Here is an 11,981-nt window from a genome sequence, read left to right on the forward strand (position 1 = left end):
ATCTTTCTCTATCTCTTAATTGTTCTTTGTTTTCACAAGATAGGTAAACTTCTTATTTTTTAGAAATAGTAGTTTGTCCCTCACGAATTCAGTTTAGTTTTCATTTTATTATATAGTAACGACTATTTATTCTATAAAAGAAAGGAATGAACAAATGTCCAACAAAAATAAAGGGAAAGTGTTTTATGGTAATGATTGTTGCGAAGTAAGAGCTTGCAGTTATATTAACATCTCTAAGGCAGAACTAAAAGAGTATGCTAGACTTCTTCAAGCTCTTGGTCAAAGTATTCAAGCTGTATTTCAAAACCCTTCTCAAGATAACATCGATAAACTAATTGCTCTCCTGAATAATCTTCAAAAATTCCTCAGTTGCTTAGATTTATCACCTGCACAAGAAAAAATTGGTAGTTCTATTATTGCTAACTTATTAACTATCCTAAAGTCCTCACCTTTCTCATGCGGAGCATTGTACGTTGAACTACAAAGTTTGCTTAATTATTTATTGTATATTGCTAAGTTATTCAAAATCGATTGCTGTACTATCGATAAACTAGTTAAGCTCATTACAGAAATTCAAGCTATCCTAGTTCAATATGGATCAGGTTGCCTTGGTGGAGGAACAATAGGACCTACTGGACCTCAAGGTATTCAAGGACCTGCTGGTGCTCAAGGCGCTCAAGGTCCGGTTGGTGCTACTGGTGGTGCTCAAGGTGCTACTGGACCGTCGGGCACACCACTCCCTGTAACTATAGCAGCAATAGGAAATTCTAATCCACAAACTATATCACCTGGAACGAATATCCAATTTAATCAAGTTTTCGAACTAAATACTCTCATTTTTAATGACACTTCAGATACTTTAACTATTTTAGAAACAGGAGTATACGATATTAGTTTCTCAGCATCTACAACCTTCCCGGGTTCTTCACCATTTGGATTCGGTATTTCATTCAACGGTCAACCACCTACTCGTAATTTTTCAACTAACGTTATCGGTAGTGCGGTTTCTTTCTCCACAATTGTTACTTTAACAGCTGGTACAACAATCTCTGTACAACCTACAGTAAATACTATTTCGATCCCTAACACTGGTGACACAACAGCTACACTATCAGTCTTCCGAATTTACTAATTTTAGTTTTCATTTTATTTTTGAACGACCAAGAATGTTTGATTTATAGTAATTTGTATTATTTTGATTGTATGTTAAATCTTTCTTTTAATAAAAAGGAGCACTTATTTTGGAGGATAAGTGCTCCTTCTTTACGTTTCTTTACTTCAAATTTACTCTAGCTTAATCCTCTTTTTGTATGATGAATAGTGAAGACAAAGACATGAAAGAGGGATGACAATGCGAATTATATCACTGACACGTTTTTGGTTTGTTCTTATGGTATGCATAATTTTATGTATAGGGTTTCTTTTAACTCTAAACTATTCAAATGTTTCAAAAGCAGAAAGAAAAACAATTCCATACGAACTTCTGTATACAAAACAAAACAACATCCCGTATTCCTCTTCCACACAAAATGAAAAAAAAGTTATAAAAGGAATGCTTATTACAGAAGCTTCTAGTTATGAAAACCTACTTCAAATCGCTGAAACGATTAAAGATAAATATAAAAATAAAGACGTTGATGAAATAACACTCTCTATCCATAATGAAAATACTGGAAGTTTCGAAGAGGAATTGCCATATGAACCTATTAGTAAAGGAATAATAACCGTCACGTATGATTCTCAATCCTTCGGTAGGGCCAATGTTACGCTAAATAAATAAACTAAAGCTTTAATCCGTGGCGCTTTTCCCATCTCCACGGATTATTAAGTTAAACCCATCAAATTTTTATAGGCAGCTCGCTTCTCACCTAACTTCTTTTCTGTTGCCACATTTTGAACCGAGATAAAACCGCTCATTTCTCATAAAAAAGAGGCGAACTCGTTATTCGCCTCTTTTTTTACCAAAATGGAATCCACTCTTTCACTTTATCTATCCATTCATTTTGCTGTTCTTTTCTTTGTTGTTCCTCTTCTTTTCGTTTTTTCTCTTCTTCTTTCCTTCGTTTTTCTTCCTCAATCGTTTTTAATTGTTTTGTATAATCCGCCTCAGGTATTAGTGATAACTGAAATGCCTTTTGAGTTGGATTTCCATTCGCTTTCTTCATAATATCCCGGAACATTGTCGTTGTAATTTGGCTGCCTCCTGGCACATAATGCTCACTATCCGTTTTATCATACCCTACCCAAATCGCACCTACTAAATCCGGTGTGTATCCAACAAACCACGAATCCTTCGCACCAGTGCTTGGTCCATTTACAAGCTGGGTAGTCCCTGTCTTGCCTGCGGTATCGATATTATTAACTTTCGCTTTTTCACCTGTTCCCCTTTCAATAACACCTTTTAATAAGTATGTCATCTTTTGGGCAACTTTCTCGTTCGTCACACGAGTTTCTTTCTTATACCATTTTCCAATTGTTTCCCCTTCAGCATTTTGGATTTCTCTAATGGCATGAGCTTCTACTTGGACACCATCATTTGCAAGTGCGCTATACGCTTGAGCCATTACAAATGGTGAAGTCCCTACATGCATACCTCCTAAAGCAATCGGATACGTACGGTCTTCAGGCTCTAATGGAATACCAAACCGCTCTAAAGATTTCAATCCTTTATCTAATCCAATTTTCTCTAATAGCCAAACTGCTGAAACATTATATGACTTTGCCACCGCTTCATACATCGTCACATTACCATGGAACGTATGATCACTATTTTGTGGTGCATATTCTTTAATATTAAACGGTTCATCTTTTAAGACATCGTATACTTCATATCCTTGTTCTAACGCTGGTACATACACTGCAAGAGGCTTTAACGTTGAACCTGGCTGTCTTTTTAATTGTGTTGCATGATTAAACTGTAAAAATTGATAAGGACCTCTGCCTCCAACTAAAGCCGGAACACCTCCAGTTTTTGGATTCATAAGGACCACTCCAGTTTGCATAAGCTGATCTGAGCCACTATCTTTAAAATAACTATCATTATTCACAACATCTTCAACCGCTTGTTGTTTTTTCGAGTCAAGTTCCGTATAAATACGATAGCCACCTGCTAAAATTTCATTTTGTGTTAATTCATACTTGTCCATCGCTTCTCTAACAATATAATCTACGTATTGAGAATATTTTCCCTTATATTTATCGTCAACACCACGTCGTAATACAAGACCTAATTCTTTCTCCTGATTATATTGTTCTTCAGAAATATATCCTTGCTCCTTCATTAAACCTAATACGACATTACGTCTTTCAATTGATTTATTAAAGTTTTTATACGGCGAATACGCAGATGGCGCTTTAATTAATCCTGCAATCGTTGCGGCTTCTGAAATCGTTAAGTCTTTTACTTCTTTATCAAAATAAGATTTAGCTGCTCTTTTTATCCCCCAAGCACCTTCACCAAAATAAATTTGATTCATATACATTTCAACAATTTCATCTTTCGTATAAGTACGTTCTATTTTTTTCGTTAGAAAGTATTCCTTTATTTTACGCGAGAATGTACGGTCTTGCGTTAAAAATACATTTTTCGCAAGTTGTTGTGTAATTGTACTACCACCTGCCACAACTTCACCGGCTGTAATGTTCTTAAATACAGCACTTATAATTCCACTATAGTAAATACCATGATGACTAAAAAATTCCTTATCTTCTACTGCAACAATTGCTTGAACCATAATATCAGGAATATCTTTCCTTTTGACCCCTTCTGTTTTAGAAGAAGCTAATTTAGTCGCAACTTCATTATTTGCATCATAAATTAAAGTCGGTTGTGGAACAGCTTGTTTTAATTCAGATATATCTTGAATGGAAATTATTATATTTACAACAATAAATAGAGTAGCAAGTAAACTTCCCACTACAATTAATGAATTGCGTAGTTTCTTCCTCTTATTGAACCACTCAAGCGTTTTTTTAAAGTGAGTGTTCTTCAATTTCATTGGTTCACTTCCTTCATTTGTTTACACTCTTCTTTTTAAAAGGAAGAATATACCTCCTTTTAAATTTATTATAATAACGTAGTCGTTCCTATAGTGTAAAGCTTTTCTTTCACATTCATACTTTTTGCAAGAAAAGGACATTCTACAAGTAAGATATTCATTGTTGAGTATTAATATTATTAATACAACAATGAGAGTTATGTTAAGTTTTTGTAAACTTTTCGATAAAATGTTTTAAAAAACGACAGTTTTTTGTTAGAATTGATTAGCCAATATATTTTACATATATTACTTTTGTGGGGGTAACAATAATGGTCTTTAAATCAAAAAAAGATAAATTTTCTGAAATGCTTATGAACGTTTCCGAAAATTTAAAAGAAGGCGCGCAGTTTTTCGTGGAGTATAAAATTAAAAATGCTAGCGATTTAAAAGAGTTTTCTATGCGCATGAAAGAGTATGAGTCAAAAGGTGACTCATTCATTCACGAAATCATTATGGAGCTAAACAAAGCGTTTATTACTCCTATTGAACGTGAAGACATCCTACAACTTGCAATGAGTATGGATGATGTATTAGACGGATTAGATCACAGTGCTGGTCTATTCGAAATGTATTCTATTACAGAAGCTGATGAATACATGATTAAATTCGTTGAAGCAATTAATCAATGTGCGATTGAGATTGCAAATTCTGTTGAACTACTTTCTAAAAAGAAATTAGTCGATATTCGTACAAATGCGATCAAGATTAAGGATTACGAGTCACAATGTGATGATATTCGCCGTCATGCGATTAAGCACTTATTCTCTCGTGAGAAAGATCCGATTAAGATTATTCAATTTAAAGAGATTTACGAAGAGCTTGAAGAAGTAGCTGATAGCTGTCAAAGCGTTGCAAACGTATTAGAAACAATCATTATGAAGAACGCGTAAGGAGTTTGATCATGGATACACTCTTGATACTGACCGTTTTAGTAGTCATTTGCGCTTTAGCTTTTGACTTTATCAATGGATTTCACGATACAGCAAACGCTATTGCAACGGCTGTTTCAACGAAAGCTCTAAAGCCTAGACATGCAATTGTTATGGCAGCTATTATGAACTTTTTAGGTGCGATGACATTTACAGGTGTAGCAAAAACGATTACAAAAGATATTGTTGACCCGTTTGCCTTGCAAAATGGTTCTCTTGTAATTTTAGCTGCTTTGCTTGCGGCAATAGTCTGGAATTTGATCACTTGGTACTATGGCATTCCAAGTAGTTCTTCGCATGCAATCATTGGCGCAATCGCTGGTGCAGCAATTGCTGCTGCTGGTATTAGCGCATTAAACTATAAAGGGTTTATAAAAATTCTTGAAGCTTTAATCATTTCACCGATCATCGCTTTTGTTATTGGTTACATCGTATATAGTATTTTTAAAGTGGTATTTAAAAACTTTAACTTAACGAAAACGAACAAGAACTTCCGTATATTCCAGATTTTCACCGCTGCATTGCAAGCTTATACGCACGGTACGAATGATGCACAAAAAGCAATGGGAATCATTACGATGGCTCTTATGGCCAATAACTATCATACTTCTGGCGATATCCCTTTCTGGGTACAATTATCTTGTGCAATCGCAATGGGTCTTGGTACTTCTGTCGGTGGTTGGAAAATTATTAAAACTGTCGGTGGACAAATTATGAAAATTCGTCCTGTAAATGGTGTAGCTGCCGATTTATCATCATCACTTGTTATTTTCGGCGCAACATTTATTCACTTACCGGTTAGTACGACGCACGTTATCTCTTCTTCTATTTTAGGAGTTGGTGCTTCACATCGCGTGAAAGGTGTAAAATGGGGAACTGCAAAACGCATGTTAATTACATGGGTTATTACACTTCCTATTTCAGCTTCTTTAGCTGCATTATTTTACTACTTATTACACTTAATCTTTTAATCAAAAGTCGTCTTCCTTATTTTTCTAGGAAGACGACTTTTTTGTGAACAAGCCTATTTCTTATTAAAAAGCGTGTATAATGATTGATGGATAAGTTATATAGAGGAGTTGGCAATTTTGGAATACATCATGTTACTTTTCATCGGATTAATCGCCGGGACAGTCGGGAGCCTAGTCGGACTTGGAGGCGGAATTATTATCGTTCCGTTATTAATTGGATTACACAGTTTATCACCACAACTCGCAGTAGGAACTTCTATGGTAACAGTCGTTTTTACAGGGCTGGCTTCTACCCTTACTTATATGAAACATAAACGGGTAGATTATAAAAGTGGACTTATTTTATTTATCGGGAGTGGCCCTGGTGGTATTATAGGATCATGGGCAAACAAATTTTTAAACCAAGATACATTTTCTTTATACTTTGGGATTTTTCTTATATTCGTCTCCATTCTTCTTATACTACGAGACAAATTGAAACCTCTTTCCCTATCAAATATGACTGTAATTAAGCGATCTTTTACAGATAACGAAGGAAATACTGTAGACTATCAATTTCCACCATTTCTCGCTATCTTTATTGCCTTTATAGTTGGATTTATATCCGGATTATTTGGAATCGGTGGTGGTGCCTTACTTGTGCCAGCGATGATGCTCCTTTTTGCGTTCCCAGCACACATTGCTGTAGCAACTTCAATGTTTATCGTATTTCTCTCAGCAATTGTAAGTTCTTTAACTCACATCTCTCTAGGAAATGTCAGCTGGGCTTATGCATTAATTCTTATTCCTGGTGCATGGATTGGCGGAAAAATCGGGGCTTATATTAACACAAAATTAAGCGGTAATGCAGTAATTAATTTATTACGTATCACATTAATTATTCTTGGAACTAGATTAATCATTACTTCATTTTTATAACGCGTTCTTTCTAGAATGCGTTTTTTCTTATACACATGAATATAAAAAGGCTCCTAGGAGAACAAATAAAACTAAACAAACACTTAATAGCATAAAATTCGAAATATGTAATTTCTTCAAGGTGATCACTCCTATAGCTATGACTGTTATCTTTATGATAGCGAAAAAACAGTTATCTTACAGTTACAAAGCGCTAACAATGCAAAATCATTTATTACAAATTTTATCCTTATATTTCATTTCTTTGTATAATCTATCGATTCAATAAAAAAAGATGTCATATTGACATCTTTTTAGTGAAGAAGTGACCATCCCATAAAGTCTTCATGTACTTGGCACGCCCTCTTATCGTTTCGATCATATAATTCAGCATAACTATCTGTTTCTTCATCATAAGCCATCGTATAAATAATTTGGCCGTCTATTTCAACGGATAAAACGACTCCACCTTTCATCTCTTCTACATGAATGATAGCATTCGCCGGAATTCTCATATCCGTCATCTTCATCGCATCTAACAATATACTAAACCCCCTACAGCGTATTCATTGCTAGTACTATTACACACTAAATAGTATACTACTGTAATAGCATACATTTCGTCAATGAAATTGCTGTTTAAAAAGCATATTGTCTTTATACATATACGCTAAAATATAAGAAATAGAAATGTTTTAATGGAGGGCTAACATTGATTCTACATAAGGGAGATGTATTATTCCGTCAAGGTGAGGACGGTCCATTATATTTTATAAAAACAGGTTTATTAAAAGTTATTCGGTTAGAAGACGACGGAACACCATTTTTATTTAATATTATCGTTCCTGGTGAAACGATACCTCACCATTCTTTAATTTCACCGAAGGAATATCACGGTACAGCTATCGCTTTAATGAAAACAGAAGTGGAGCCTATAATTAGCAATGAATGGTACGACAAACTTCAGGCAAATCCTGCATCTTATGAAAATATCGCTATGCAATTACAATCGAAATTAAGAATGATGCAACAGCGTATCGATCAATTGACAACTGTCTCTCCTAAAGAGCGCCTTCATCGTTTACAAGAGTGGTTCACCTTTTATTTAGGTGACATCCCTATTTATGAAATATTAACACAAACTGAAATTGGTCAGCTCATAGGTGTACGCCGCGAAACAGTAAATCGCTTACTTAGAGAACAAGCAAAAAACGAGGTAAAATAATACCTCGTTTTTTGCTTGGCAACGTTAACCTATTGTAAGCTTGCTGCGGGACCGAAAAATTCATAATGAATGTTCTCTTGTTTAACACCCAAATCAATTAATGCAGCATTTATATGTTTCATAAATGGTACTGGACCGCAGAAATAAAATTCTGCTTCAGTCGTTGGAATAATAGTTTGTAACCATTCACGTTCAATGAATCCTTCTTGATCAAAATTCTTCATTTCCACATCTTGCTCTGTCGGTGAAGAATAGCAAGTATATGCTTTAACTTGTTCATACTCTTTTTCTACTGTCTCAACATGCTCTTTCATCGCATGTGTATTACTATTTATCGCCGCATGAACAAAGCATACATTACGCTTTGATTCTTGTTCAATTAACGTATTTAACATACTCATCATCGGTGTAATACCTACTCCACCACTAATTAGTACAACAGGTAATGTTGACTCCATATTTAATACGAAATCTCCCGCTGGTGCACTTACTGGTAAGACATCCCCTTCCCCTACATGATCATGTAAGTAATTAGATACTTTACCATCTGGTGTATCTACACCTTTTTCTTTCTTTACACTAATACGATAATATTCTTTTCCAGGAGCATCAGATAAGCTATATTGACGATTATGCGTATATGTTTCACCTTCAATATTTATTTGAATCGTTACATATTGTCCTGGGATGAATGATGAAACTTTCCCGCCATCTTCAGGTTTTAAATAAAATGATGTAATAACGTCGCTTTCCTTCACTTTTTTAACAATCACAAAGTTGCGGAAATCTTTCCACCCACCTTCTTTATGTGCAGCTTCTTCATACATACCCGCTTCAATGCTAATGAATGCATCAGCAATGACGCCATACGCTTCTCCCCATGCATTTAAAACTTCATCAGGTGCGCCTGCGACCTCTTTAATCGCTCGTAGTAAACATGTACCTACTATTGGATAATGCTCTGCTTTAATACCTAAACTTCTATGCTTATGACCGATTTGTTTTACAACTGGAATAATAGCTTCTAAATTATCAATGTACATTGCAGCTGCATAAACAGCATTTGCTAATGCTTGTTGTTGTCTTCCTTTTTTCTGGTTCGTATGGTTGAAAATATTCAATAACTCCGGATGTTCCGAAAATAAAATTTGATAAAATCTCGTTGTAATCTCAACGCCTTTTTCTTGTAATAACGGTACTGTTGACTTTACGATTTCAATTGTTTTTGCACTTAACATTGTATCCCACTCCTCTATTTCCTTAACTGTTTTTAGTTTAACTGAATTGTATAATACATATTGTGATTTTAATCACTATTAACATGGTGTTTTTGTGAAAAATATATGAACAATGCACATATTAAATAAATTTTAAATAGTGATGTGCTCCCATCCGCTACTAATTAGTAGCCCCCATTAATTGTGCTCAAAAAAAAGCTAACTAGAAATCTAGCTAGCCTACTACTTTGTTTGTATTGCTTGTTCAATTACTTTTATATTCTGCCCGTTTCCAAACTCTGTATACCCCCATATATTCGTTTCACCTTTATATTTATTCATAAGTATATCCAAGTCATGATATACGCGATGAGCATAGATTACATACTCCATATTCTGAAGCTCCACACCTTTTTTTACAATTTCATAACTTCTATTCACATCGCGTTTTATTTTTTCATTTTTTATTTCTTTATGTATATTTTTTAAAGAGGCTTCTTGCTCTTGAAACCATTGTTTAAAATGTTTCCAATCCCCATCTGTATATTTCTCTGCCTTGCCATAATTCAAGAAATTATTATAACTTTCATGTGTCGTACGAACAAAATCGAGTGTCTTCTTCTTCTCTTGCACCTCTTCTATTTGTGCTACTGCATTTACTCCAGCAGACTTATTCGCATAATATAATAGTATTTTCATAAGACTATAGCTCGCTATTGCCATCACAGTAATAGTTACCAATACACTTAACAATTTCTTCATATACAGAACCCCTTTTCTACGAGAGAATGTTACAATGTACTGCTACACTTGTAACATTCTCTCGTAGAAATGTAATTCCTGTTTAAATCCTCCTTTTCATTTCGACACTATTTTTCTACAAACTTCTCCTTGGTAAATGCTCTTGTAAAACAACATAACCTTCATAAGCTGTATAACCGAGTATAGCCATTAATCCTATATAACAAGCAAATACTGTCCATTTCGTTTTCGTATCGACTTTATAATAATTTTCTTGTTGTTCCTTTTCTGTTTCCCATTCATTTAATTTTCTTTCTGACATTTCAAATGCTTCTCTTATATGAATTGTATGCATTTCTTTTTCATCTTCATATGGGACATAATCAAGTGGCTCAAATTTTGGTAAAAGGTACTCTAGCACTTCAATCTTTTGAAGTTCTCCTGTTTTTAATTCTTTTTCACGTTCTCTTTGTCTTAATACATTCATTTCATGGTGAATCATATAAATCGTTCGATGCACCGCACCAGTTTCTTTTAATTCCTCTTCAAGCCTAGCAGCATATTCTTTCATTCCATCGATTTTATATCCTAATTCCTTAATCGGCTCATCTCTCTTTATTACTCTATATAGTTCCATACAGCCGATAATAAAAATAAATCCTCCTAAAATACTTTTGAAGTAAATAGAATAGCCGAGTAGTAAAACTAGCCCTGCTCCCCAAATTTTCGTGCTTACAACTGAAATTATTCGTCCACCATCTAATGGAGAAACTGGAATTAAGTTAAAGAAATTAATCATACTTCCAAGTAAAATAATAAGCGCCCAAAACGGCTCTTTCGTGATTATATACAGTGGGATTGCGGGTAAATATGAAAGCAATCCGAAAAGAGGTCCCATATATGCAATGTAAGCTTCATCTTTTGCATTTTTCGGCATCTCTTTCATCCCAATAAGAGCTCCCATAAATGGTATGAAGATTGCTGGCGATGTTGGTATCCCTTTCTTTCTCGCTGCCCATAAATGCCCCATCTCATGTACAAACAATAAATATACGAGTGCTACCCCAAACTTCCAACCATATATGACTGCGTATGCACCAAGCGATAAAAACATACTAAATACTGTTGAAAATTTTGCTAACTTAAAAATTGCAAATACCCATTTTAACTTAGATAGTAAAAATAACCCTATTGCAACTATAACTCCCCATAATCCTTTTTTATTATTTTTCATATTCCTCTCCTTTATCTCGCTTTATTGAGCCATATACACTCATCAAAACTTATTCTTTTTCTCTATTATGACATATTTTTTTCTATTGTTAGAAATAATGTTTATTCCATCCATTTTTAGCCGAAAATAAAAATAAAAGGAGGTAAATACAAATGAAATTACAATCTCTTATGATAGGCGCTCTATCGTTTTTAGCTTCAACTCTTATTTTTTATACCGTCAGCTACGTATTATTATTAGATTGGTTGCCAAATCACTTATTTATAGCCCTTATTATTCTTTCTGCTCTTATGATTTCCTTTCTAATTACACGAAAATCAATGAATGAGCCATCTGCAAAAGCAAAATAATAGAGGGGATTTTTCCCCTCTATTATCATTTCCTAGGAAAGGCCATATAGACTTTATGATTCTTACTGCCCGCTATTTACGGGCAGTAAGAATCCCACCTCAAAATTCGGCTGGAGCAAAGAATTTAGGTAGGAGTCGTGCTAATAATCAGCGGGGGATGCCCCCACTGATTAAAATTTCACTTTATCTTTGTAAATTCATTTTTTCACCATACTCTTTAACAATTTGAATAATGTTTTGAAATGCTCCTACTTTTTCTTTCTTACTATTTAATATTTGTAAATCGTGATTATCATAATAGGTTTCTAGTGATTTTAATTGTGATTCTGAAGCATCTTTTATCGGAACATTAACATTCAACTCATACTGTTTATACC

General features: G+C 34.4%; 12 protein-coding genes and 1 pseudogene. 7 read left to right on the top strand and 6 right to left on the bottom strand.

The features are described from left to right. The first annotated feature begins 154 nt into the window (after positions 1 to 154). A complete protein-coding gene (locus tag AB3X49_RS11315) occupies positions 155 to 1,132 on the top strand; it encodes a Gly-Xaa-Xaa repeat protein (RefSeq protein WP_367962109.1) in 978 nt (325 codons plus the stop codon). Positions 1,133 to 1,351: 219 nt separating this feature from the next. Further along, on the top strand, positions 1,352 to 1,780 hold the full coding sequence (locus AB3X49_RS11320; protein WP_367962111.1) for a hypothetical protein: 429 nt from the start codon (positions 1,352 to 1,354) through the stop codon (positions 1,778 to 1,780). Between the two features lie 178 nt (positions 1,781 to 1,958). On the opposite strand, the gene AB3X49_RS11325 is transcribed toward AB3X49_RS11320, so the two are convergent. After that, entirely contained in the window at positions 1,959 to 3,998 is a 2,040-nt protein-coding gene (locus tag AB3X49_RS11325) for a transglycosylase domain-containing protein (RefSeq protein WP_367962113.1), read from the bottom strand. Between the two features lie 311 nt (positions 3,999 to 4,309). Here AB3X49_RS11325 and AB3X49_RS11330 point away from each other — a divergent pair, with 311 nt between their 5' ends. The 3 genes from AB3X49_RS11330 to AB3X49_RS11340 all read left to right on the top strand — a co-directional run bounded on the left by AB3X49_RS11330 (position 4,310) and on the right by AB3X49_RS11340 (position 6,858). Beyond that, positions 4,310 to 4,930 carry a DUF47 domain-containing protein gene (locus AB3X49_RS11330; RefSeq protein WP_000231445.1) on the top strand — a complete coding sequence of 207 codons (621 nt, stop codon included), beginning with the start codon at positions 4,310 to 4,312 and terminating at the stop codon, positions 4,928 to 4,930. A gap of 11 nt (positions 4,931 to 4,941) precedes the next feature. After that, a complete protein-coding gene (locus AB3X49_RS11335) occupies positions 4,942 to 5,940 on the top strand; it encodes an inorganic phosphate transporter (protein WP_002030715.1) in 999 nt (332 codons plus the stop codon). Positions 5,941 to 6,057: 117 nt separating this feature from the next. Beyond that, positions 6,058 to 6,858 carry a sulfite exporter TauE/SafE family protein gene (locus tag AB3X49_RS11340; RefSeq protein WP_002086690.1) on the top strand — a complete coding sequence of 267 codons (801 nt, stop codon included), beginning with the start codon at positions 6,058 to 6,060 and terminating at the stop codon, positions 6,856 to 6,858. Between the two features lie 293 nt (positions 6,859 to 7,151). Here AB3X49_RS11340 and AB3X49_RS11345 read toward each other — a convergent pair whose 3' ends face one another. After that, positions 7,152 to 7,379 (bottom strand): hypothetical protein, encoded by a 228-nt coding sequence (locus AB3X49_RS11345; RefSeq protein ID WP_000883004.1) that lies wholly within the window; start codon positions 7,377 to 7,379, stop codon positions 7,152 to 7,154. Positions 7,380 to 7,549: 170 nt separating this feature from the next. On the opposite strand from AB3X49_RS11345, the gene AB3X49_RS11350 reads away from it, so the two are divergent. Then, the gene (locus AB3X49_RS11350; RefSeq protein ID WP_367962116.1) at positions 7,550 to 8,062 is read left to right on the top strand and encodes a Crp/Fnr family transcriptional regulator; all 513 of its coding nucleotides are present in this window, start codon (positions 7,550 to 7,552) and stop codon (positions 8,060 to 8,062) included. A 29-nt stretch (positions 8,063 to 8,091) separates the two neighbouring features. Here the strand turns inward: AB3X49_RS11350 and hmpA are convergent, their stop codons facing one another. The 3 genes from hmpA to AB3X49_RS11365 form a co-directional block, all read right to left on the bottom strand. Continuing rightward, a complete protein-coding gene (gene hmpA / locus AB3X49_RS11355) occupies positions 8,092 to 9,300 on the bottom strand; it encodes an NO-inducible flavohemoprotein (protein ID WP_002135226.1) in 1,209 nt (402 codons plus the stop codon). 222 nt (positions 9,301 to 9,522) lie between these two features. Beyond that, positions 9,523 to 10,041, bottom strand: a complete 519-nt coding sequence (locus tag AB3X49_RS11360) for a hypothetical protein (protein ID WP_367962120.1) — start codon at positions 10,039 to 10,041, stop codon at positions 9,523 to 9,525. Positions 10,042 to 10,156: 115 nt separating this feature from the next. Continuing rightward, entirely contained in the window at positions 10,157 to 11,254 is a 1,098-nt protein-coding gene (locus tag AB3X49_RS11365; RefSeq protein ID WP_367962122.1) for a site-2 protease family protein, read from the bottom strand. A gap of 152 nt (positions 11,255 to 11,406) precedes the next feature. On the opposite strand from AB3X49_RS11365, the gene AB3X49_RS11370 reads away from it, so the two are divergent. Next, positions 11,407 to 11,604: a hypothetical protein gene (locus tag AB3X49_RS11370; RefSeq protein ID WP_000776287.1), complete on the top strand. Its 198-nt coding sequence runs from the start codon at positions 11,407 to 11,409 to the stop codon at positions 11,602 to 11,604. A 183-nt stretch (positions 11,605 to 11,787) separates the two neighbouring features. On the opposite strand, the pseudogene AB3X49_RS11375 reads toward AB3X49_RS11370, so the two are convergent. Further along, positions 11,788 to 11,981 (bottom strand): annotated as a pseudogene (locus AB3X49_RS11375) (hypothetical protein); the annotation flags it as partial.

This window comes from Bacillus sp. C30 (assembly GCF_040838255.1).
Classification (GTDB): domain Bacteria; phylum Bacillota; class Bacilli; order Bacillales; family Bacillaceae_G; genus Bacillus_A; species Bacillus_A mycoides.